Consider the following 23,244-nt stretch of genomic DNA (forward strand, 5'->3'; position numbering starts at 1 on the left):
CGCGGGGCGGGCCCCGGCGCCGGGGGGCGCGGTCCGGGCGACGGGTGGGAGGGGGCCGTCACCGCGTCACCCGCCCGCCCTCGGGCGCTTCGGGGGCGGCCCGGGGGCAGCGCCGTCCGCTGCGGGTGCCGGGGACGCACTGTGGCGGCCCGCGCACATCCTCGTCGTCTGCATTCCCCCATCGCTCCTTCCGGGCGTGCCGGGAGCCCCGATCGCTCGGCCCCGCTCTCCCCCGGCGCCGCCGGTTACGCATGTCGTCCGGACGATACACGAAACCGGTGACTCTGCGACATCCTGCTTCTACCGAGAGTAACGACTCTCGGTCCCATGCGGAAGCGGTTGCCGCCAACAGCTCTCGCCCGGGAATCGGCGGAACGTTCACCCGCGCCAACGCTGTCATGCCTGCCCGCGGTTGCGCCGGGCAATCCTCCCATTACGTATGGTCATATGACGGTTCTTCGGAAAACCTGTGACGTACGAGTCATGGTGCGGCAGGTGCGCCGGATCGGGCGAAGGCGCGAACGGGGTTTCGGTTGGGGCGCAGGGCGGCGTCAGGCCCCGGGGCCGGCCACCGCGTTGGCGGGCAGCTCGCCCCGCTCCAGCCGGTCCAGCTGAGCGCGCACCAGGCGCCGCGCCCGCGGCCCGAACGCCGTGCTCGCCCCGCCGACATGCGGGCTGATCAGGACGTTCGGCGCGGACCACAGCGGATGGCCGGCCGGCAGCGGCTCGGGGTCGGTGACGTCCAGCGCGGCGGAGATCCGGCCCGAGCCCAGCTCGGCGAGGAGCGCCGCGGTGTCCACGATCGGCCCGCGCGCGACGTTGACCAGCAGCGCGCCGTCCTTCATCCGCGCCAGGAAGCCGGCGTCCACCAGCTGCCGGGACTCCTCGGTGAGCGGCAGCACCAGCACCACCACATCGGCGGACGGCAGCAGTTCGGGCAGTTCGGTGAAGGCGTGCACCGGGCCGTTGGCGTGCGTGCGCGCGGAGCGGGCGACCCGGACGACGTCGGCGACCTCGAACGGCAGCAGCCGCCGCTCGATCGCCTCGCCGATCGAGCCGTAGCCGACGATCAGCACGGTGCGGTCGGCGAGGGAGGTGTGGAAGGTCTGGTCCCACACCCCGCGGTCCTGGTCGCGGACGAACCGCGGCAGGCCGCGCAGCGAGGCGAGGGCGAGGGCGAGGGCCAGCTCGGCGGTGGAGGCGTCGTGCACGCCCCGGGCGTTGCACAGCGTCACACCGGACGGCAGCAGCGGCAGGACGTTGTCCACGCCGGCGGTGAGCGTCTGCGCGACGCGCAGCCGCGGGAGGCCGGAGAGCAGTGCGGCGCCGCGGTCGTTCTGCAGGTACGGGAATGTGAAGAATTCGACAGTCTCCGCGCCCTCGGGGAGTACGGGCTTGCCGTCGCCGTCCAGCGGGATCGTCGGGACGACGGCGACCGGGCCGAGGCGCTGCGGGAATCGGGCCTCGGGGTAGCCGAGCTCCTCGGCGGTGTAGGGGACCCAGATGCGGGGGGCGGGCGCGGAGGGCATGCGGACGGTACTTCCCTTCCCTTGGCGGCTGGCGCACAGTTGAGGGTGGCGTGATCGGTCGGAAGATCGCACCGGTAGGCGCACGCTATCCGATGGGAGTTCGGGATGACGTTCGGTGGGATCTTCGACGAGGTGTTCGCGCCGGGGCGCAAGCACCTGGACGACGAGCGGAACCGTCTGGAGCTGAGCCGGGAGGACGCCGGCGACAACGACCCCTCGCGGGGTCCGATCGACCTGGACTCCGGCGTGGTCGTGGTGGTGCGGTCCGCGGAGGAGTAGCGCTCCGCGGGGGTTACGCGGCGTCGGGGAACAAGCCGTGCCGGTGCGCCAGCGCCGCCGCCTCGCCGCGCGAGGAGACGCCCAGCTTGGCGAGGATGTTCGACACATGCACGCTCGCCGTCTTCGCCGAGATCACCAGCTCCCCGGCTATCTGCCGGTTCGTCAGCCCCTTCGCCACCAGCCGCAGCACATCCCGCTCCCGCGCGGTGAGCCCGAACCCCTCGCCGGACGGCGCCCCCGCCTCGGCCCCGGCCGCCACCGGGCACGCCCCCATCCCCCGCAGCGCCTCCACCGCCAGCACCCGCCGCTCGTCCGCCTCCGGCCGGCGCCCCGCCTCGCCCAGCGCCCCCGCCAGCAGGATCCGCACCTCGGCCAGCGCCAGCGGCCGCCGCAGCGGGCAGAACGCCGCCTCCGCCGCGCCCCACAGCGCCGCCCGCCGCTCCGGCGCCTCCCCCGCGGCCTGCGCCGCCGCCAACCGCGCCGCCCACGCGTCGTGCAGCGGCACCTTCCGCGGCAGCCGCGCCGCCGTCGCGGCGATCGCCTCCCGCTCGGCGGGCTCCCGCTCCCGCTCCGCCGCCCGCGCCAGCAGCGGCCAGGTGTACCGCTCCCGGCCCGACGACCACAGCCCCGGGTACTCCAGCGCCTCCTTCAGCAGCGACCGCTCCTCCTCGGCGAGGCCCAGCGCCGCCGCCGTCCGCATCCGCATGTCGTAGAGCGGGACGCGGAACTGCGGCTGCCACGTCCACTCGCCGGGCCGGGCCATCATCCGGGCCAGCCCGTCCGCCGCCGCCGCGGCCTGGCCGCGGGCCAGCTGCAGATGGGCGCGGAGCATCACCTGGTGGTTGCTGTGCATCGGCGCCGCACCGGGCAGCCGGGCGTCCACCTCCTCCAGCGCGGCCTCGGCGGCCCCCCACTCGCCCAGCTCGATCAGCGACTCGGCCAGATTGCCCGTCAGGTCGTGCCCGTAGCGGGTGTAGTAGCCGAGCCGGGCCATCTCCCGCAGGCCGTCCTGCGCCTCCAGCACCGCCTCCTCGGAGCGGCCCAGGTACTCCAGCGCGTCCGTCAGGTTCTGCACCCACTTGCAGTACATCAGCGGATCCAGCTCCAGCAGCTGCTCGCGGATGGCGCGCTGCTCGTCGAGGCCGTCGTCCAGCTCGCCCATGTCGAAGCGGACCATCGCCAGCCGCAGCCGGGTGTCGAGCAGCAGCCGCTCCGAGCCGGCCCGCTCGGCCGTCGCCAGCGCCCGCACCGCCAACTCCCGGGCCACCTCGGGCCGTCCGGAGAGGGTGCGGTGCATCGCCCCCTCGGAGAGCACCGCGGCCTTCACCTCCGAGTCGGGCAGCGCGTCGACGAGCTCCAGGGCGGCGTCCAGCTCGGCCTGGCCGTTGCCGCGGCGGTCCCAGCGCAGCAGGCGGGACTGCTCCTTGAGGAACCAGGCCCGGTACGGGGCGTCCCCGGGATCGGCGCCGGCCAGCTGACTGAGCGCCAGGCCGGCCACCCGCAGGCCGCGTTCGGTGTTCGCCGCCGCCTGCGCCGCCGCCACCATGGCGCCCAGCAGGTCGAGGTAGGCGCGCTCGCAGCCCGGCGCGTGGCCGGCGTCCCGGCCGCCGGGGCAGCCGCAGGACGGGTACCCGCCGTAGACGTCCACCCGGGCCACGCCGGCGCGCGCCTCGGCGGGCACGTCCTCCCACAGCTCCAGGACCCGCTCCAGCATCCGCAGCTGCTCGCTGTGCGCGCTGCGCCGGCCGGCCTGCCGGGCGGCCTCCATCGCGGCGGGCAGCGCCCGCTCCGGGACATGGGCGTGGTACCAGTAGCTGGCCAGCCGGATCGCCAGCTCGTCGCAGGGGACGAGGGACGGGTCGGCCTCCAGCACCGCCGCGTAGCGGGCGTTGAGGCGGCGGCGCTCGCCGGGCAGCAGGTCGTCCCGGACGGCCTCGCGGGCCAGCGCGTGCCGGAAGCGGTAGCCGGCCACCCCGCCGCAGTCGGTCGGCTCCACCACATGGGCGCCGATCGCCGCGCGCAGCGCGGCGATCAACTCCTCCTCGGGCAGCCCGGAGGCGTGCGCCAGCAGCCGGTCGGTGACGGACGAGCCGCCCTCGGCGACCACCCGCAGCAGCAGCTGGGCCGACTCGGGCAGCCGCTCCACCCGCACCAGCAGGAGATCGCGCAGCGACTCGGAGAGGCCGGCCTCGGCGCCGCCGTCCCGGATCGCCTGCAGCAGCTCCTCGGCGAAGAAGGCGTTGCCCTCGGAGCGCTCGAACACCTCCCGCACCAGGGCCGGTTCGGCGGCGCCGCCGAGCAGCCCGGAGAGCAGCGCGGCGGTGTCCTCCCGGCTGAACGGGGCGAGCTGCAGGCGGTGCACCACGCGCAGCCGGTCGAGCTCGGCGAGGAAGGGGCGCAGCGGATGGCGGCGGTGGATGTCGTCCGAGCGGTACGTCATCACCAGCATCAGCCGGCCGGTGCCCAGCGCCCGCACCAGGAAGCCGAGCAGCTGCCGGGTGGAGGGGTCGGACCAGTGCAGGTCCTCCAGGGCCAGCACCAGGGTGCGCTCGGCGGTGAGGGCGCGCAGCAGCTGGGCCGTCAGCTCGAAGAGGCGGCCCCGGCCGACGCTGTCGTCGTCGCGGCCGTCGGAGTCCGCGGGGTCGCCGGCGGCGGCTCTCGCGGGGTCGCTCAGCTCGGGCAGCAGCCGGGCGAGCTCGGCCTCGCGGCCGGCCACGGCCGCGTCGAACTCGGCGGGCAGGGCGGCGCGCAGGGCGCGCAGCGCGGAGACGAACGGGACGTACGGCAGGCCGCCGTCGGCCAGCTCGATGCAGTGGCCGACCGCGGTGAGGGCACCGGCGGCGCGGGCGCGGGAGAGGAACTCCTCCAGGAGCCGGGTCTTGCCGATGCCGGCGTCGCCGCCGAGGAGGGCGGCCTGCGGGAGGGAGGGTCGGTCGAGCAGATCGGTGAGGGTGCGGAGCTCTTCGGTTCGGCCGATAAATGGTGAGACAACGGACTGCGGCACGTCGAACAGCGTCTCATGGGGGTGCGACATGGTCACTGTCCTTTTCCGCGCCGTCGCCCGCCGCAACCGCGCGAAAGCCCCGGCACCCCGATCGTCCTGCGGTGCAGGGCGCGGGGTGCCGGGGCTTTCGGGCGGCCGCCATTACGAGGTGACGCTGCCGTGGTGGAATACCTGCTGACGGGGGCGCCCCGCCTTGCGTCCGCGGTCGCGCCGCGACTTGCGGATCTCGCGGAGCAGCCGCTGCTCGTCCGCCTCGCGGATCAGCTCTGCGGCGCGAAGCCGGAACATCTCGACGTTGGTGCCGGCGATCGAATCAACGAACATGTCGGGGTCTCTCCCTTTCCGGTCTGTCCTTGTGACCCCTAATCTCCTCTCTAAGGGGGGTCCCGGACATCGGGAGAGTGCACTATCTTCCCTGGCCGCAGGGGCCTTAGGCGGAACGCGGAAAGGCCCGGCCGGCGCCTAAGGAGGCGCCCGCCGGGCCTTAGCCGGAGGGGGACGGCTTAGCTAGCCGACGCCCAGCTTCTCCAGGATGATCTCGCGCACCCGCTTGGCGTCCGCCTGGCCCCGGGTGGCCTTCATGACGCCGCCGATGAGCGCGCCGACCGCGCCCATGTTGCCGCCGCGGATCTTCTCGGCGACCGCCGCGTTGGAGGCGATGGCGTCGTCGACGGCGGCCGTCAGCGCGCCCTCGTCGGAGACCACCTTCAGGCCGCGCTTCTCCACGACCTCGTCGGGGCCGCCCTCGCCGGCCAGCACGCCCTCGATGACCTGGCGGGCCAGCTTGTCGTTGAGCGAGCCCTCCGCGACCAGCGCGGAGACCCGGGCCACCTGGACGGGGGTGATGGCCAGCCCGTCGAGCTCGGTGCCCGACTCGTTGGCGTGCCGGGCCAGTTCGCCCATCCACCATTTGCGGGCCTGGTCGGCCGGGGCGCCCGCGTCGATGGTGGCGGTGATCAGGTCGATGGCGCCGGCGTTCAGCGCCGACTGCATCTCGTGGTCGCCGACGCCCCACTCCTGCTGGAGCCGCTTGCGGCGCACCCGCGGCAGCTCGGGCAGCTCGGCGCGGAGCTCCTCCACCCACTCCCGGGCGGGGGCGACGGGCACCAGGTCGGGCTCGGGGAAGTAGCGGTAGTCCTCCGCCTCCTCCTTGATCCGGCCCGAGGTGGTCGAGCCGGTGTCCTCGTGGAAGTGGCGGGTCTCCTGCACGATCGAGCCGCCGTCGTCGAGGACCGTCGCCTGCCGCTGGATCTCGCTGCGGGCCGCCCGCTCCACGCTGCGCAGCGAGTTGACGTTCTTGGTCTCCGAGCGGGTGCCGAACTTCTCCCGGCCGTGCGGGCGCAGCGACAGGTTGACGTCGCAGCGCATCTGGCCCATCTCCATGCGGGCCTCGGAGACGCCGAGCGCCTTGATCAGCTCGCGCAGCTCGGCGACGTACGCCTTGGCCACCTGCGGGGCCCTGGCGCCGGCGCCGACGATCGGCTTGGTGACGATCTCGATCAGCGGGATGCCGGCCCGGTTGTAGTCGATCAGCGAGTGGTCGGCGCCCTGGATCCGGCCGGTCGCGCCGCCCACGTGGGTCGACTTGCCGGTGTCCTCCTCCATGTGGGCGCGCTCGATCTCGACGCGGAAGACCTCGCCGTCGACCTCGACGTCCAGGTGGCCGTTGAAGGCGATGGGCTCGTCGTACTGGCTGGTCTGGAAGTTCTTCGGCATGTCCGGGTAGAAGTAGTTCTTCCGGGCGAACCGGCACCACTCGGCGATCTCGCAGTTGAGCGCGAGGCCGATGCGGACGGCCCCCTCCACGCCCTTGGCGTTGACCACCGGCAGCGCGCCGGGCAGGCCGAGGCACACCGGGCAGGTCTGCGCGTTGGCGTCGCCGCCGAGGGCGGTGGTGCAGCCGCAGAACATCTTCGTGGCGGTGCCCAGTTCGACATGGACCTCGAGGCCCATCACCGGGTCGTACTTCTCCAGCGCGTCCTCGTAGGAGACCAGGCTGGTTGCTGTGCTCACCTGTCGCTTCTCCCGATTCTCAGTCGTCGGCGAGGACGTCGCCGCGGGCCGCGCGGCGCATCTCACGGATGATCAGGGCAAGGCCGGTGGCCACCGCGGCGGCGCTGACTACCGCGTCCACCAGCTTCAGGGTGTCGCTCTCGAAGCGGGCCTTCTTGGCCTGCTTGTAGATCCCGACGGCCCCGAACGCCTGCGAGCCGATGCTGATGTAGTTGCCGACCTTGGACTTGCGAAAGCCCTTGATGTCGGACGAAAGCTTGCTCACAGCGACGGTGCCTCCTCGAGAATCGGGTGTCCCCAGCTGTCGGTGAGCGCGGCCTCGACGGCCGCGCCGACCCGGTAGAGCCGATCGTCCGCCATCGGCGGCGCGATGATCTGCAGACCCACCGGCAGCCCGTCCTCGGGGGCGAGCCCGCAGGGCACGGACATCGCGGCGTTGCCGGCCAGGTTGGACGGGATGGTGCACAGGTCGGCGAGGTACATCGCCATCGGGTCGTCGACCCGCTCGCCGATCGGGAAGGCGGTGGTCGGCGTCGTCGGCGAGACGAGCACGTCCACGGCCGCGAACGCGGCGTCGAAGTCGCGGGTGATGAGCGTGCGGACCTTCTGCGCCTGCCCGTAGTAGGCGTCGTAGTAGCCGGAGGAGAGGGCGTAGGTGCCCAGCATGATCCGGCGCTTGACCTCGTCCCCGAAGCCGGCCTCGCGGGTGAGCGCGGTGACCTCCTCGGCGGAGTGGCTGCCGTCGTCGCCGACCCGCAGCCCGTAGCGCATCGCGTCGAAGCGGGCCAGGTTGGACGAGCACTCGCTCGGCGCGATCAGGTAGTAGGCGGGCAGCGCATAGGTGAAGTGCGGGCAGGAGATCTCGACGACCTCGGCGCCCAGGCCGCGCAGCACCTCGACGGCCTCGCGGAACCGCTGCTCCACGCCGGCCTGGTACCCCTCGCCGGCGAACTCCTTGACGACGCCGACGCGCATCCCGGCGATGCCCTGCTCGCGGCCCTGGCGGGCGGCGGCGACGACGTCGGGGACGGGGGCGTCGATGGAGGTGGAGTCCATCGGGTCGTGCCCGGCGATCACCGAGTGCAGCAGGGCGGTGTCGAGCACGTTGCGGGCGCAGGGCCCGGCCTGGTCGAGCGAGGAGGAGAAGGCGACGAGCCCGTAGCGGGAGACCGCGCCGTAGGTCGGCTTGACGCCGACCGTGCCGGTGACGGAGGCCGGCTGGCGGATGGAGCCGCCGGTGTCGGTGCCGATCGCCAGCGGCGCCTGGTAGGAGGCGATGGAGGCGGACGAGCCGCCGCCGGAGCCGCCGGGGATCCGCGTCAGGTCCCACGGGTTGCCGGTGGGGCCGTAGGCGGAGGTCTCGGTGGAGGAGCCCATCGCGAACTCGTCCATGTTGGTCTTGCCCAGCACCACGACGCCGGCGTCCTTCAGACGCTTCGTCACGGTGGCGTCGTACGGCGGGATCCAGCCCTCCAGGATCTTGGATCCGCAGGTGGTGGGGACGCCCTCGGTGGTGATCAGGTCCTTCAGCGCCAGCGGGACGCCGGCCAGCGGGCCGAGCTTCTCGCCCGCGGCGCGCTTGGCGTCCACGGCCCGGGCGGCCCGGAGCGCGCCCTCGGTGTCGACGTGCAGGAAGGCGTGCACCTTCTCGTCGACCGCGCCGATGCGGTCGAGGTGGGCGCGGGCGGCCTCCTCGGCGGAGGCCTCGCCGGAGGCGATGGCCCCGGCGAGGGCCGCGGCGGTCATGCGGGTCAGGTCGGTGCTCACTTGCTCAGTCCTCCCCCAGGATCTGCGGCACGCGGAAGCGCTGCTCCTCCACCGCCGGGGCGGCGGCGAGGGCCTGCTCCGGGGTGAGGGACGGCCGGACCTCGTCGGCCCGCATGACGTTGGTCAGCGGGAGCGGGTGCGAGGTGGGCGGGACGTCCTCCGCGGCGACCTCGCCGACGCGGGCCACCGCGCCGACGATGTCGTCCAGTTGGGTGGCGAAGTGGTCGAGCTCCTTCTCGCTCAGCTCCAAGCGGGAGAGCCGGGCGAGGTGGGCGACCTCCTCGCGGGTGATGCCTGGCATGCGGCGTCCTTGGGGTTACGGATGAATAGGGGCTGCGGCCCCATCCTATGAGAACGGCCCGCGCTTCTTTGAACGGTTACCGCTCCGGCGCCCCACCCGCCCCCGCGGCAGACGGGAACGGGCCCGGCCGCGTGTGCGACCGGGCCCGTCTGCTGCGGAGCGTCTACTCTCCGTCGTGCGTGAGCGTGACGTCGAGCGAGGCGCCCTCGCCGTTCACCGAGACCGGCGACGCCTTCGGCGGGAACCCCGCCGCGATCAGCGTGTACTCGCCGCCGGTGAGGTCGCCGAACGCGTACGAGCCGTCCGACGCCGTGGTGAACGTGGAGACCACGTTCCCCGCGGGGTCGACCAGCGAGACCCGCGCGTCCGGCACCGGCCGCCCCGCGCCGTCCCGCACGGTGCCGCTGACCTCCGCGGCCTCGCTGAGCACGACGTCGTGGACGGTCTCGTCCGACTCCGCGACCTCCACCGGACCGGCGATGGGCCGGTGGGCCGCCGCGTTGACGGTGACGGTGCAGGTGCCCGGGCTGACCTCGGCGACGCGGTACGCGCCGGAGGCGTCCGTCACCGCCGACCCGATCACCTCGCCGCGGCTGTCCGTGACGACCACGACCGCGCCCTCGACCGGGCCGGAGGCGTCCCGGACGGTGCCCGAGAGCCCGCCCGCGCCGCCCAGCCGCAGATCCGTGCGGTACGGGTCGGAGCCCAGCAGCACGCTGCTGACCTGGGGCTGCAGCCCCTGCGCGGAGCCGACCAGCAGGTAGGAACCGGCCGTCGGCGCGGCCAGCTCGAACGCGCCGTCCGCTCCGGAGACCGCCCGGCCCAGCTGGTGGCCGTTCTGGTCGATCAGGGTGACGGCGGCGCCGGCCAGCGCGCCGCCGCCGGGGGCGATGACGCGACCCAGCACGGGGGTGCCGGTGCTCACCGTCCCGGCGCCGCCGCCGAGCGGCGAAACGCCCTGCTTCACCAGGCCGTTGGGCGGCACGACGTCCATCCGCGCGGTGGTGCCGAGGGACTCGGCGGCCGCGCCGGCGTAGGCCGGCTGCGGCACCGCGTCGATCGTGCTGCCGCCGGCCTCTATGGCCAGCATCTCGGCCTCTTTGGTGACCGCGTCGGGCTCCTGCCCGTCCTCGACGGTCGGCGCCGCGGCCCCGGCCATCGGGCGGCCCGCACGGTAGAGGAACACCGTGATCAGCGCGCCGACCGCGAAGAAGCCCGCCGCCCACCAGTACGCGGTGGCGTAGGAGTGGATGGCCGCCTTCACCATCAGCTCCGGCTTGGGCAGCGTCAGGTGGTCCTTGGCGTAGTTCGCCGCGGCGGTCGCCGCCATGGTGTTGAAGAGGGCGGTGCCGATGGAACCGCCGATCTGCTGCATGGTGTTGACCGTCGCCGAGGCGACGCCCTGGTCCCGGGCGGCGACGCCGTAGGTGGCCAGGCTCATCGCGGTCGGCATGGCGAGGCCGAGGCCGAAGCCCATCACCAGCAGCGGGGGCAGCACGTGCCCGGCGTAGGTGCTGTGCTCGTCGAGCCGGGTCAGCCAGACCATGGCGCCGGCGGCGGCGAGCATGCCGACCGGGGCGAGCGGCTTGCCGCCGACCCTCGGCACCAGCACGATCATGCCGAGCTGGGCGAAGATCATCAGCATGCCGATCATCGGCAGGAAGGCGAGGCCCGTCTTCACCGGCGAGTACCCGAGCGTGGTCTGCAGGTAGTAGGTGAGGAACAGGAAGACGCCGAACATGCCCGCACCGGCGATGAACACCGAGATGTAGGCGGCCGCGCGGTTGCGGTCGGCGAAGACCCGGAGCGGCAGCAGCGGGTGCTTGGCCACCATCTCCCAGAGGACGAAGGCGAGCAGCAGCACGCCCGCGCCGGCCAGGAAGGCCCAGACCATCCAGTCCGACCAGTTGTGGGTCTCCTTGTTGGCGAACCCGTAGACCAGGCAGAAGAGCCCGCCCGCGGCCAGGAAGGTGCCCAGCCAGTCGAGGTGCGGCTTCTCGGTGCGGACCTGCTTCTTGATGAAGGTCGCCGCACCGATCACCGCGAAGACCGCGATGATGCAGTTGACGTAGAGCGTCCAGCGCCAGCTGAGGTGCTCGGTGAGCAGGCCGCCGAGCAGCAGGCCGATGGCGCCGCCGGAACCGGCGATCGCACCGAAGACGCCGAACGCCTTGGCGCGCTCCTTGGGTTCGGTGAACGTCGTGGTCAGCAGCGACAGCGCGGCCGGCGCCAGGATCGCGCCCATCACGCCCTGGATGGCACGGGCGATGACCAGCATCTTGAAGTCGGTGGCGGCGCCGCCGAGCGCCGAGGCGCCCGCGAAGCCCACCAGGCCGACGATGAAGGTTATCCGGCGCCCGATCAGGTCCGACAGCCGCCCGCCGAGCAGCAGCAGGCTGCCGAAGGCGAGCGAGTAGGCGGTGACGATCCACTGCCGGCCGTCGTTGTTGAAGCCGAGGTCCTTCTGGGCCGTCGGCAGCGCGATGTTCACGATGGTGGCGTCGAGCACCACCATCAGCTGGGCGAGGCCGATGACGGCCAGCACCCACCAGCGGTGCGCGGAATGGCCCGTGGGCTGGGCGGCCGCCCCGGCGTGCCGGGCGCCCGCCGGGGCAGATGCTTCGGCGCGAGTGGCGCCGACCGAGGAGGGTGACATGGAGATTCCTCCCGATCCTTCCTTCTGGATGATTACCGGAGCGACAGCGGGACCGGCCGGTCGTCCGGGCTGATGTGAGAAGCGGGAACAGTCGATTCGGTTGTGCGGCGGGCGTGGCGCCCCGGGGACGGGTGCGCCGTCAGCCGCGGTGTCGCAGGGCGGGGAGGACGGCGTCGTCCACGTACCGCCGGAGGAACTCGGGATCGGGTTCGCACCGGTCGAACAGCTTCCGGCCGAACATCGCTCCCAGGAGCATGTGCGGGAAGTAGGCGGCGGCGGGCGCGTCCGCGACGATCTCGCCGCGCGCGGCGGCGCGTTCGAGCATCTCGCGGAGGGTGTCCATCACCGGCCCGATGGTGACCTCTTGCAGGGCGGCCCCGAGTTCGGGGTCGCGGTGCGCGGCGGCGGCCACGGCGCGGAACACTTCGTGGTCCTGCTTGGCGCGGCCCATCCGGCCGGCCAGTTCGTGGATGTCGCCGGCGAGGGATCCGGTGTCCAGTCCGTCGAGACTGAACGGCCGGTTGTGGCGCATCGCCTCGGCCACCAGCCGGGACTTGCTGCCCCACTGGCGGTAGAGGGTGGCCTTGCTGCTGCGGGCCCGGGCGGCGACGGCCTCCATGGTGAGCGCGTCGTATCCGGACTCGACGAGTTCGGCGAGCACGGCCGCGTAGAGTTCGGCCTCCCGCTCGGGGGTGAGCCGCGTGCGGCGGGCGCGCGGCGCAACTTCGGCCTCGGGCTTGCTCGTCGGGACCATGTGGACGCACCCCCCTTCACGACTGACTGCGGTCTTGCTGTACGAAACGGTCGCGTTTCGCATGGCTGACGATAGACCCCGTCCTATCGAAACGCAAACGTCTCGATAGGGCCGGGGCCAAAGTCCGAGAAGGATCCGTCCTCAGTCGGAGGCCGGCTCCTCCTCGGGGTTGACGGCCCGCTCGCGGGCGGCCTCCGGGCCCTCCTCCAGGAGGACGGCGAAGCCGTCCTCGTCGAGGACCGGCACCTTCGCCTGGACCGCCTTGTCGTACTTGCCGCCCGGGTTCTCGCCGACCACCACGAAGGACGTCTTCTTCGACACCGAGCCGGTGACCTTCGCGCCGCGCACCTGGAGCGCCTCCTTGGCGCCGTCCCGGGTGTGGGTGGTGAGGGTGCCCGTGACGACCACCGTCAACCCCTCCAGCGGGCGCGGGCCGGACTCCTCGGCCTCCTCGGTGAACCGCACGCCGGCGGCGCGCCACCGCTCGATGATCGCCCGGTGCCACTCCTCCGCGTACCAGTCGCGGATCGCCTTGGCGATCGTCGGGCCGACGCCCTCGGCCGCGGCCAGCTCCTCCTCGCTCGCCGCGAAGACGCGGTCCAGGTCGCGGAACTCGCGGGCCAGCGCCTGCGCGGCCACCGGGCCGACATGGCGGATGGAGAGCCCGTTGACGAACCGCCAGAGCGGCCGCTCCTTCGCCGCGGCGAGGTTCTCCAGCAGGGCGCCGGTGTTCTTCTTCGGCTCGCCCTTGCTGTTGGCGAAGAAGGCGACGGCCTTCTTCTCGCCGGTCTTCTCGTCGACCTTGGGCATGCCGGTCTTCGGGTCGCGCACCAGCACGCGGATCGGCAGCAGCTGCTCCATCGTCAGGTCGAAGACGCCGCCCTCGTCCTTCAGCGGCGGCTCGGCCGGCTCCAGCGGCTGGGTGAGCGCGGTGGCGGCGACATAGCCGAGGCCCTCGACGTCCAGCGACTCGCGGCCGCCGAGGTAGGCGATGCGCTCGCGGATCTGGGCGGGGCAGCCCTGCGCGTTGGGGCAGCGCAGGTCGATGTCGCCCTCGGACATGGCGCGCAGCCCGGTGCCGCACTCCGGGCACTCCTTCGGCATCACGAACTCGTGCTCGTCGCCGGTGCGCAGATCCTCGACGGGGCCGAGGATCTCGGGGATGACGTCGCCCGCCTTGCGGAGCGTCACCGTGTCGCCGATCAGCACGCCCTTCTGCTTCACCACCTCCTGGTTGTGCAGGGTGGCGTACTGCACCATCGAGCCGGCCACCAGCACCGGCTGCTCCAGCACCGCGTACGGGGTGGCGCGGCCGGTGCGGCCGATGCCGATCTCGATCGACGCCAGCCTGCCGTTGACCTCCTCCGGCGGGTACTTCCAGGCGATCGCCCAGCGCGGGGCGCGCGCGGTGGAGCCCAGCCGGCCCTGCAGCGCGATCTCGTCGACCTTGACGACCACGCCGTCGATCTCGTGCTCGACGGAGTGGCGGTGCTCGCCGTAGCGGGAGATGTACCGCCGCACCTCGTCGAGGCCGCCGACGACCTGGGCGTACTTGGTGGTGGGCAGGCCCCAGGCGTGCAGCTTCTGGTACGCCTCGGAGAGCCGGGCGATCTCGAAGCCGCTGCGCGCCCCGATGCCGTGCACCACCATGCTCAGCGGGCGGGCCGCGGTGATCCGCGGGTCCTTCTGGCGCAGCGAACCGGCGGCGGCGTTGCGGGGGTTGGCGAAGAGGTGGAACATCGCCAGCTGCCGCTTGCCGTCCTTGGCCAGCTCGACGTTCTCGGCGCGGCGGCGCTCGTTCTCGGCGGCCAGCTCGGCGTTGAGGGCCTCGAAGTCGGCGGTGGCCATGTAGACCTCGCCGCGGATCTCGACCAGCTCGGGGACGTCGTGGCCGCCGTCGCCGCGCAGCTCCTCGGGGATCTCGGCGATGGTGCGGACGTTGGGGGTGATGTCCTCGCCCGCGCGGCCGTCGCCCCGGGTGAGGGCGCGCACCAGGCGGCCGTTCTCGTACACCAGGTTGACGGCGAGGCCGTCCACCTTCAGCTCGCACAGGTAGTGGTACGGGGTGGCGGACAGCTCGGCGGCGACCCGGTCGTTCCAGGCCGACAGCTCCTCCTCGTCGAAGGCGTTGTCGAGGCTGAGCATCCGCTCCAGGTGGTCGACGGTGGTGAACTCCGTCCGGTAAGAGCCGGCCACCTTCTGGGTGGGCGAATCCGGCGTCTGCAGGACGGGGTACTCCGCCTCCAGGCCCTCCAGTTCGCGCAGCAGCCGGTCGAAGTCGGCGTCGCTGACGGTGGGCTGGCTGGTGACGTAGTACCGGAAGCGGTGCCCGTCGATCTCCTCGGCGAGCTCGCGGTGCCGCGCCCGCGCCTCCGCGGGCACCTCGGCGGGGACGCCCGCGGGCGCCGCCGTGCCACTGTGCGTCACGTCCTGCGCCTGCGCCGCCGCTTCGTCGGTCGCCACCGTCAGCCCTCCGGATCGTCGTGGAGTGTCTTGGCGGCCCGGACGCAGTGCTCCAGGACGGACCGCGCGTACCGCGGGGACGCCCCGGCGAGACCGCATGCCGGGGTGACCGCCACGGACGCCGGCAGCGTGCGCGGGTCCAGGCCCAGCCTGCGCCACAACGTCCTGACAACACCGACGCTACCGCCCGGGTCGGACAATCCGGTGGCACGCGGGTTCGAGGTGTCGCCGGTGGTCGGGGCGGTCGCGACGGCCCCGGCGAGCAGGCCCCGGCCGGATTCGATCAACTCGCCGAGAGGCTCCTCGTCGCGCTCGGTGAGAAGCGACATGTCGACGGCGACGGCCGCCGCGCCGGCCCGGTGGAGCAGCGCGATCGGCGTCCCGGGGGCGCAGCAGTGCACCACCGCGGGCGCGTCGAGGGCGCCGATCACGTCCTTGAGCACCGACTCGACGTCCGCCTTGTCGGGGGCGGGGACGGTGCCGAAGCCGCTGGCGGTGCGGATCCGGCCCTGCTGGACGGCCGGCAGCGAGGGCTCGTCCAGCTGCAGGACGGGCCGGGCGCCCGGGATCCGCCGGCGCACCTCGGCGAGGTGGCCGCGCAGCCCCTCGGCGAGCGAGACCGCGAGGTCGCGGCGGGCGCCGCGGTCGGCGAGGACGGGCTGGCCGCTGCGCAGCTCCAGCGTCGCGGCGAGCGTCCAGGGGCCGACGGCCTGCACCTTGAGCGGGCCCTCGAAGCCCTGGGTGAACTCCTCCAGGGCGTCGAGGTCCTCGCGCAGGTGGGCGGCGGCGCGGCGGGCGTCCCGCGGGGCGTGCGGCAGCTCATCGAGGCGCCATCCGGAGGGCAGCAGCTCGACGGTGAGGCCGCCCGTGAGGAGTGCTCCGGCGGTGCGGCCGATCATGTCCGCGCCGGGGCCGCGGGCGGGGAGCTCGGGCAGGAACGGGAACGCGGCCAGGATGTCGGTGACCTGGCGTGCGGTCTCGCGCGGGTCCGTGCCGGGCATGGATCCGATGCCGGTGGCGGTGGCGGGGGGATAAGGGACGTTGCTGCTCACTGTGGCAGGGTACGGTCACGCGCCGCGCGGCGCGGTGCTCGCCGCCCGTCGAAGGAAGGCGGCACCTCTCCCCCCGGCGCCCACCCGGGGTCAGCGGCCGGGGCGGACGTTGATGTCGGTGATCTCCGCGTCCCTCGGCATGTCCAGGGCGGTGAGCACCGCCGTGGCGATCGACTCCGCGGCGATCCACTTCGACGGGTCGTAGTCCTTGCCCTCCTGGCGGTGCGTCTCCTCCTGCATCGCCGTCGCCGTCCGCCCCGGGTACACCGTGGTCACCCGCACCCCGTTCCCGTGCTCCTCGCCCCGCAGCGCGTCCGCCAGCGCCCGCAGCCCGAACTTGGACGCCGCGTACGACCCCCACGCCGGGTTCGCCCGCAGCCCGGCGCCGGAGTTGACGAAGACGACGTGCCCGCCGGCCTCGCGCACGGCCGGCAGCGTCAGCCGGGTCAGCTCCGCGGGGGCGGCGAGGTTGACCGCCAGGGTGACCTTCCACTGCTCGACCGACTGGTCGGCGATGTCGCCGAGGACGATGACGCCGGCGCAGTGCACCACCGAGTCGAGGCGCTCGGGGAGTCTGCCGTCCAGCTCCTCGGCGAGCCGGTCGGGGTGGTTGAGGTCGGCGACGTGCGCATGGACGCGCGGCCAGCGGGCCGTCACCTGCTCGGCGCGGGCGGGGGTGCGGACCAGCAGGTGCAGGATGTCGCCGCGGTCGTGCAGGCGCTCGACGAGGGCGGCGCCGATGCCGCTGGCTCCGCCGGTGATGAGGTGGGTTGCAGTCACGGTCCATGATTACCACCTGGCCGGCGCGGCCCGGCGTTCGCCGCCCCTCCGCCCCGGCACCCCACCCGACCGGGGCAAGCGGCTACGGGTAGGGGAGGCGGAGGCCGGCGAACGCGCCGTCCGGGACCGCCGGGCGGTGCGGGCGGGTCGGGGAGAGGTCGCGGTAGGGGGCGCCCGGGGCGGGGCGGGGGTCGGGCTCGCCCTTGTTGGGCCACAGGGCCGCGGCCCGCTCCGCCTGTGCGGTGATCGTCAGGCTGGGGTTCACCCCCAGGTTCGCGGAGACCGCCGAGCCGTCCACCACGCTGATCCCCGGGTGGCCGTAGAGCCGGTGGTAGGGGTCGACCACCCCGCTCCCCTGGTCCGCGCCGATCGGGCAGCCGCCCAGGAAGTGCGCGGTGAGCGGCTTGTGGAAGATCTCGCCCCAGTTGCTGCCCGGCCAGCCGTCGATCGCCTCGGCCATGTGCCGCACGGCCTCGTGCCCGGCGGGGATCCAGTCCGGGTTGGGCGCTCCGTGCCCCTGGCGCGACGTCAGCCTGCCGCCCCTGCCCCGCGACACCGTCACCGAGTTGTCCAGCGACTGCATCACCAGCGCGATCACCGTCTGCTCCGACCAGCCGCGCGGGTTGAGCGCCCGCGCGTAGGACGGGTTGCGCAGCAGTGTGCCGAGCACCCGCAGGATCCGCGGGGTGCGGCCGTCGCCGCGCACCAGGACGCTCTCCAGCAGGGCCATCGCGTTGGAGCCGCGCCCGTAGCGGACCGGCTCGATGTGGGTGTCGCCGTCCGGGTGGACGGAGGAGGTGATGGCGACGCCGCGGGTGAAGTCGTAGTCGCCCTTGTGCCGGGTGCGGGCGCCCAGCAGCGCCTCGGAGTTGGTGCGGGTGAGCCGGCCGAGAGTGTCGGGGATGCGGGGCAGCAGCCCCTCGTCGCGCATCCGGTGCAGCAGCGTCTGGGTGCCCCAGGTGCCGGCGGCGAGCACCACCCGCGGGGCGCGAAATGTCGCCGCGAGCCGCCGCTCGCGCCGGGCGGCGCGGCGGGTGGCGCCGGTGCGCAGCACATCGACGGCGTAGCCGCCGTCGACCTCGCGCAGCCGCTCCACCGTGGTCATCGGATGGACGGTCGCCCCCAGCTTCTCGGCCAGGTAGAGGTAGTTCTCGTTGAGGGTGTTCTTGGCGCCGTGCCGGCAGCCCGTCATGCACTCGCCGCACTCGATGCAGGCGCGGCGGCGGGGGCCGGCGCCGCCGAAGTAGGGGTCGTCGACGGCCTCGCCGGGGGCGGTCCGCGGGCCGTCGCCGTCCGCGTCGCCGCCGTCCCCGAAGAAGACGCCGACGGGCGCCATGTGGAAGGTGTCGCCGACGCCCATCCGGTCGGCGGCGGCCCGCAGTTCGCGGTCGGCGGGGGTGAGCGTCGGGTTGAGCCGGACGCCGAGCATCCGCCGGGCCTGCGCGTAGTAGGGGTCGAGCTCCTTCGACCAGTCGGTGATCTCCGCCCACTGCGGGTCGCGGAAGAACGCCTCGGGCGGCTGGTACAGGGTGTTGGCGTAGTTGAGCGAGCCGCCGCCGACGCCCGCGCCGGCCAGGATCATGACGTCCTTGAGCTGGTGGATGCGCTGGATGCCGAAGAGGCCGAGGCGCGGCGCCCACAGATAGCCGCGCAGGTCCCAGGAGGTGGCGGGGAGGCTCTCGGGGGTGAAGCGCCGCCCGGCCTCCAGCACGGCGACCCGGTAGCCCTTCTCGGCGAGGCGCAGCGCGGTGACGGCGCCCCCGAACCCGGACCCGACCACGACCACGTCGAACTCCCGTGGCGTTCCGGGCTCTGCGCACCAGTCGGGATCGGGGACGGCTGCTGGCTGCTCGGTCAAGGCGGGCATGGCGGCGGGGCCCTTCGCGCGGCTGCGGATAACTTACTGACGAGTCAGTAGATTCGATCCGCGGACGAGCGGGTGTCAAGAGCCCTGCGGCACGCCGGCCGGACCGTCAGCACTCGATGACGTTGACGGCGAGGCCGCCCCGCGAGGTCTCCTTGTACTTGACCTTCATGTCGTCGCCGGTCTGCTTCATGGTCTTGATGACCTTGTCGAGCGAGACGAAGTGCCGGCCGTCGCCGCGCAGCGCCATCCGGGCGGCCGTGACGGCCTTGACGCCGGCCATGCCGTTCCGCTCGATGCAGGGGATCTGCACGAGGCCGCCGACCGGGTCGCAGGTGAGGCCGAGGTTGTGCTCCATGCCGATCTCGGCCGCGTTCTCCACCTGCTCGGGCGAGCCGCCCAGCAGCTCGGCGAGACCGCCGGCGGCCATCGAGCAGGCCGAGCCGACCTCGCCCTGGCAGCCCACCTCGGCGCCGGAGATGGAGGCGTTCTCCTTGAAGAGCAGCCCGATCGCGCCGGCCGCCAGCATGAAGCGGACGATCGCGTCGTCGTCGCAGCCCGGCACGAAGTTGGACGCGTAGTGCAGCACCGCGGGGATGACGCCGGCCGCGCCGTTGGTGGGGGCGGTGACGACCCGTCCGCCGGCCGCGTTCTCCTCGTTGACGGCCATCGCCCACAGCGTCGTCCACTCGCTGCGGTGCAGCAGCGGCTCGCCCTCGGCGCGCAGCGCCCGCGCGGTGCCGGCGGCCCGGCGGCGGACCTTCAGCCCGCCGGGGAGCAGGCCCTCGGTGGACATCCCGGCGGCCACGCACTCCTGCATGACGTGCCAGATCTCCAGCAGCCCGGCCCGCACCTCGGCCTCGCTGCGCCAGGCGGTCTCGTTCTCCATCATCATCGCGGAGATGGAGAGCCCGGACTCGCGGGCCATCCGCAGCATGTCGTCGCCGGTGCGGAAGGGGTAGCGCAGCGGGGTGTCGTCCAGCTTGATGCGCTCCGCGCCGATCGCGGACTCGTCGACGACGAAGCCGCCGCCCACCGAGAAGTAGGTCTTCTCCAGGAGCAGTTCGCCGGCGGCGTCCCGGGCCCGCAGCGTCATGCCGTTGGAGTGGTACGGCAGCGAGCGGCGGCGGTGCAGCACGATGTCGGCGTCCGGGTCGAAGGCGATCTCGTGGCTGTCGCCGATCTCGGTGGCCAGCAGCCGCAGCCGGCGCTGCTCGCGGATGCGGTCCAGCTCGCCGTCGACGGCGCGCGGGTCGACGCTGCGCGGGTTGTGCCCCTCCAGGCCGAGCATCACCGCCTTCGGCGTGCCGTGCCCGTGCCCGGTGGCGCCGAGCGAGCCGAACAGCTCGGCGCGCACCGCGGCGGTGCCGGAGAGCGCGCCCTCGTGCTTCAGCTTGTGGGCGAACATCCGGGCGGCCCGCATCGGGCCGACGGTGTGCGAGCTGGAGGGTCCGATGCCGATGGAGAAGAGATCGAAAACGCTGATGGCCACGGGAGAAATCGCCTCGATGGTCGCGGTTCGCCGTTGAACGCGCGAACAGAAGTTCGGGATCAAAGGGATATGGAGGACTGCAAGGGTACGTCGCGGCGCGCCTCCTTCCGGAGAACGCGCCGCGACGATCCGGTCACAGCCCCGGGTACAGGGGGTGCTTGGCGGCCAGCGCCTCGACGCGGGCGCGCAGGCCGGCGGCCCGCTCCTCGTCGAAGCCGGGCAGCAGGCACTCCGCGATGACGTCCGCGACCTCGCGGAAGTCGTCCTCGGAGAAGCCGCGGGTGGCCAGCGCCGGGGTGCCGATGCGCAGCCCGGAGGTGACCATCGGCGGGCGCGGGTCGAACGGCACCGCGTTGCGGTTGACGGTGATGCCGATCTCGTGCAGCCGGTCCTCGGCCTGCCGGCCGTCGAGCTCGGCCTCGCGCAGGTCGACGAGGACCAGGTGGACGTCGGTGCCGCCGGTGAGGACGGAGACGCCGGCCTGCTTGGCGTCCGGCCGGGAGAGCCGCTCGGCGAGGATCACCGCGCCGGCGAGGGTGCGGCGCTGCCGCTCCTTGAACTCCTCGGAGGCCGCCACCTTGAAGGAGACCGCCTTGCCGGCGATCACGTGCTCCAGCGGGCCGCCCTGCTGGCCGGGGAAGACCGCCGAGTTGATCTTCTTGGCGTACTCCTGCTTGGCCATGATGACGCCGCCGCGCGGGCCGCCCAGCGTCTTGTGGGTGGTGGTGGTGACGACGTCCGCGTACTCCACCGGGTTGGGGTGCAGCCCGGCGGCGACCAGGCCCGCGAAGTGGGCCATGTCCACCATCAGCTTGGCGCCGACCTCGTCGGCGATCCGGCGGAAGGCGGCGAAGTCCAGCTGCCGCGGGTACGCCGACCAGCCGGCGATGATCACGCCGGGGCGGTGCTCCTTGGCGAGCGCCTCGACCTCGTCCATGTCGACGAGCCCGTCGGACTCGCGCACGTGGTAGGCGGCGACCTTGTAGAGCTTCCCCGAGAAGTTGATCTTCATCCCGTGGGTGAGGTGCCCGCCGTGCGCCAGGTCCAGGCCGAGGATGGTGTCGCCCGGCTTCAGCAGCGCGAAGAGCGCGGCGGCGTTCGCCGAGGCGCCCGAGTGCGGCTGGACGTTGGCGAACTCGGCGCCGAACAGCTCCTTCAGCCGGTCGATGGCCAGCTGCTCGGTGACGTCCACGAACTCGCAGCCGCCGTAGTAGCGGCGGCCGGGGTAGCCCTCCGCGTACTTGTTGGTGAGCACCGAGCCCTGCGCCTCCAGGACGGCCTGGGGGGCGAAGTTCTCGGAGGCGATCATCTCGAGGGTGGTGCGCTGCCGGTTCAGCTCGGCGTCGACCGCGGCCGCGACCTCCGGGTCGAGCTCGTGCAGCGGGGTGTTGAGTGCGCTCATGATTGCGGGTGCTCCCGGACGGGTCAGTCGGCGGTCAGCTCGGAGTACTGCGCGGCGGTCAGCAGGTCGGCGATCTCGTCGGTGCCCTGGTCCAGCGTCACCTTGAAGAGCCAGCCGTCCTCGAACGGGCCCGAGTTGACCAGCGCCGGGTCGTCCACCACGGCCTGGTTGACCTCCGCGACGGTGCCGGACGCGGGCGAGTACAGGTCGCTCACCGACTTGGTGGACTCCAGCTCGCCGCACGCCTCGCCGGCCGCGACCTTGGCGCCGACCTCGGGCAGCTGCACGAACACCACGTCGCCCAGCGCGTCCGCGGCGTGCGCCGTGATGCCGATGGTGGCCTGCTCGCCCGCGGCGGCGAGCGTCAGCCACTCGTGCTCCTTGCTGTAGCGGAGGTTCTCGGGGTTGCTCACAACGTGCTCCTCGAAGGGTGTGCCGGCCTGTTGCCGATGGGTCGATTGTTCCTGATGGGGCGGGCGGTGCGGGAACGGGCTGGACGGAGGGTCACTTCTCGCGCTTGTAGAAGGGCAGCGCCACCACCTCGTGCGGCTCCCTGCTGCCCCGGATGTCCACGGCGAGGACGGTGCCGGGCACCGCCCGGCCGGCGTCCACGTAGGCGATGGCGAGCGGCTTGCCCAGCGTCGGGGAGGGCGCCCCGGAGGTGACCTCGCCCAGCACGGCGCCGTCCGCCGGGTCGACGACGGCGAACCCGGCGCGCGGCACCCGGCGGCCCTCGGCGACGAGCCCGACCAGGGTGCGGGCCGGCGGCTGCTCCGCGGCCTTCTCCAGCGCCTCGCGGCCCGTGAAGCGGCCCTCGTTGGCGGTCTTCTCGAACTTGACGACCCGGCCCAGGCCGGCGTCGAACGGGGTGAGCGCGGCGGTCAGTTCGTGCCCGTACAGCGGCATCCCGGCCTCCAGCCGCAGCGTGTCGCGGCAGGAGAGCCCGCACGGCGCGATCCCGAACGGCTCGCCGGCGGCGCGCAGCGCGGCCCACAGCGCCTCGGCGTGCTCGGGGCGGACGAAGAGCTCGAAGCCGTCCTCGCCGGTGTAGCCGGTGCGGGCGAGCAGCACCGGGAAGCCGGCCACCTCGGCGGGCAGGCCCGCGTAGTACTTCAGCGCCCGGACGGCCTCGGGGTCGGAGGCGAGCGGGGCGACGATCTCCTCGGCGCGCGGGCCCTGCACGGCGAGCAGCGCGCAGTCGTCGCGGTCGTCCCGGACCTCGGCGTCGAAGCCGGCGGCGCGCTCGCGCAGCGCGTCCAGCACGGTCTGCGCGTTGGAGGCGTTGGCGACGACCATGAACTCCTGGTCGGCGAGCCGGTAGACGATCAGGTCGTCGAGGATGCCGCCGGCCTCGTTGCAGATCATGGTGTAGCGGGCGCGGCCGGGCTTGAGCGCGGAGAGGTTGCCGACCAGGGCGGCGTCCAGCGCCGCGGCGGCGGCCGGGCCGGTGAGGGTGATCTCGCCCATGTGGGACAGGTCGAAGAGGCCGGCGCGCTCGCGCACCGCGAGGTGCTCCTCGCGCTCGCTTCCGTAGCGCAGCGGCATGTCCCAGCCGGCGAAGTCCGTCATGGTGGCGCCGAGCGCGCGGTGGACGGCATCGAGGGCGGTGGTCTTCATGGGGTCTCCCGGGACATGGCGGACAGCTGGGCGCGGTGGTGCCGCGTCCTCCCGCTCTGTCATGGGACCTGAGAGGTTCACCTCGGCCGGGGCCGGGGTTTGCACCTTCGGTGGGGGCGGCGGACGGTGGCCCGGACGCCCCGCTTTCCAGAGTTGCCTCGCCCGTGCGGTAACGGTGCCTGAGAGGTTCCCGGGAGGGGTTGCTCCTTCGGCGCGCCGTCGCCCGGGGGCGACGGAGACTCTCCCGCGCGGGTTGGTAGCGGCGGTGTGG

Annotated in this window: 18 protein-coding genes and 2 riboswitches; of the genes, 1 reads left to right on the forward strand and 17 read right to left on the reverse strand. The window is 73.4% G+C overall.

Annotated features, from left to right (window positions below):
* Positions 1-551: 551 nt before the first annotated feature.
* Positions 552-1,529, reverse strand: a complete 978-nt coding sequence (locus BIV57_RS14810; RefSeq protein WP_071657274.1) for a 2-hydroxyacid dehydrogenase — start codon at positions 1,527-1,529, stop codon at positions 552-554.
* 105 nt (positions 1,530-1,634) lie between these two features.
* Here BIV57_RS14810 and BIV57_RS25210 point away from each other — a divergent pair, with 105 nt between their 5' ends.
* Positions 1,635-1,808, forward strand: a complete 174-nt coding sequence (locus BIV57_RS25210; RefSeq protein ID WP_175548764.1) for a DUF6191 domain-containing protein — start codon at positions 1,635-1,637, stop codon at positions 1,806-1,808.
* 13 nt (positions 1,809-1,821) lie between these two features.
* Here BIV57_RS25210 and BIV57_RS14815 read toward each other — a convergent pair whose 3' ends face one another.
* The 16 genes from BIV57_RS14815 to gcvT all read right to left on the reverse strand — a co-directional run bounded on the left by BIV57_RS14815 (position 1,822) and on the right by gcvT (position 22,973).
* Complete coding sequence (locus BIV57_RS14815; RefSeq protein ID WP_071657275.1) at positions 1,822-4,842, reverse strand: helix-turn-helix transcriptional regulator; 3,021 nt, start codon at positions 4,840-4,842, stop codon at positions 1,822-1,824.
* 111 nt (positions 4,843-4,953) lie between these two features.
* Entirely contained in the window at positions 4,954-5,136 is a 183-nt protein-coding gene (locus BIV57_RS14820; RefSeq protein WP_071657276.1) for a hypothetical protein, read from the reverse strand.
* Positions 5,137-5,319: 183 nt separating this feature from the next.
* Entirely contained in the window at positions 5,320-6,825 is a 1,506-nt protein-coding gene (gatB, locus tag BIV57_RS14825) for an Asp-tRNA(Asn)/Glu-tRNA(Gln) amidotransferase subunit GatB (RefSeq protein WP_071657277.1), read from the reverse strand.
* A 19-nt stretch (positions 6,826-6,844) separates the two neighbouring features.
* The gene (locus BIV57_RS14830) at positions 6,845-7,090 is read right to left on the reverse strand and encodes a hypothetical protein (protein WP_079170342.1); all 246 of its coding nucleotides are present in this window, start codon (positions 7,088-7,090) and stop codon (positions 6,845-6,847) included.
* Entirely contained in the window at positions 7,087-8,571 is a 1,485-nt protein-coding gene (gene gatA / locus BIV57_RS14835; protein WP_071657293.1) for an Asp-tRNA(Asn)/Glu-tRNA(Gln) amidotransferase subunit GatA, read from the reverse strand. Before gatA ends, BIV57_RS14830 begins: the two co-directional genes overlap by 4 nt.
* Before the next feature lie 25 nt (positions 8,572-8,596).
* Positions 8,597-8,893 carry an Asp-tRNA(Asn)/Glu-tRNA(Gln) amidotransferase subunit GatC gene (gene gatC, locus BIV57_RS14840; RefSeq protein WP_071657278.1) on the reverse strand — a complete coding sequence of 99 codons (297 nt, stop codon included), beginning with the start codon at positions 8,891-8,893 and terminating at the stop codon, positions 8,597-8,599.
* Between the two features lie 163 nt (positions 8,894-9,056).
* A complete protein-coding gene (locus BIV57_RS14845) occupies positions 9,057-11,549 on the reverse strand; it encodes an MFS transporter (protein WP_071657279.1) in 2,493 nt (830 codons plus the stop codon).
* Between the two features lie 139 nt (positions 11,550-11,688).
* The gene (locus tag BIV57_RS14850) at positions 11,689-12,303 is read right to left on the reverse strand and encodes a TetR/AcrR family transcriptional regulator (protein ID WP_071657280.1); all 615 of its coding nucleotides are present in this window, start codon (positions 12,301-12,303) and stop codon (positions 11,689-11,691) included.
* A 141-nt stretch (positions 12,304-12,444) separates the two neighbouring features.
* Positions 12,445-14,766, reverse strand: a complete 2,322-nt coding sequence (gene ligA / locus BIV57_RS14855) for an NAD-dependent DNA ligase LigA (protein ID WP_419185715.1) — start codon at positions 14,764-14,766, stop codon at positions 12,445-12,447.
* A 2-nt stretch (positions 14,767-14,768) separates the two neighbouring features.
* Positions 14,769-15,818, reverse strand: a complete 1,050-nt coding sequence (locus BIV57_RS14860; RefSeq protein ID WP_071657281.1) for a methionine synthase — start codon at positions 15,816-15,818, stop codon at positions 14,769-14,771.
* 90 nt (positions 15,819-15,908) lie between these two features.
* Positions 15,909-16,598 (reverse strand): SDR family oxidoreductase, encoded by a 690-nt coding sequence (locus BIV57_RS14865; RefSeq protein WP_071657282.1) that lies wholly within the window; start codon positions 16,596-16,598, stop codon positions 15,909-15,911.
* A gap of 82 nt (positions 16,599-16,680) precedes the next feature.
* Positions 16,681-18,465, reverse strand: a complete 1,785-nt coding sequence (locus BIV57_RS14870) for an FAD-dependent oxidoreductase (protein ID WP_079170345.1) — start codon at positions 18,463-18,465, stop codon at positions 16,681-16,683.
* A gap of 106 nt (positions 18,466-18,571) precedes the next feature.
* Positions 18,572-19,954, reverse strand: coding sequence for an L-serine ammonia-lyase (locus tag BIV57_RS14875; RefSeq protein WP_071657283.1), 1,383 nt, complete (start codon positions 19,952-19,954; stop codon positions 18,572-18,574).
* A gap of 133 nt (positions 19,955-20,087) precedes the next feature.
* Positions 20,088-21,356, reverse strand: a complete 1,269-nt coding sequence (gene glyA, locus BIV57_RS14880) for a serine hydroxymethyltransferase (RefSeq protein WP_071657284.1) — start codon at positions 21,354-21,356, stop codon at positions 20,088-20,090.
* A 23-nt stretch (positions 21,357-21,379) separates the two neighbouring features.
* On the reverse strand, positions 21,380-21,769 hold the full coding sequence (gcvH, locus tag BIV57_RS14885; protein ID WP_071657285.1) for a glycine cleavage system protein GcvH: 390 nt from the start codon (positions 21,767-21,769) through the stop codon (positions 21,380-21,382).
* Between the two features lie 91 nt (positions 21,770-21,860).
* Positions 21,861-22,973, reverse strand: a complete 1,113-nt coding sequence (gcvT, locus tag BIV57_RS14890; RefSeq protein WP_071657286.1) for a glycine cleavage system aminomethyltransferase GcvT — start codon at positions 22,971-22,973, stop codon at positions 21,861-21,863.
* A gap of 46 nt (positions 22,974-23,019) precedes the next feature.
* A riboswitch (glycine riboswitch) is annotated at positions 23,020-23,130 on the reverse strand.
* Positions 23,131-23,230: riboswitch (glycine riboswitch) on the reverse strand.
* Positions 23,231-23,244 lie beyond the last annotated feature (14 nt).

This window comes from Mangrovactinospora gilvigrisea, from assembly GCF_001879105.1.
Lineage (GTDB): Bacteria > Actinomycetota > Actinomycetes > Streptomycetales > Streptomycetaceae > Mangrovactinospora > Mangrovactinospora gilvigrisea.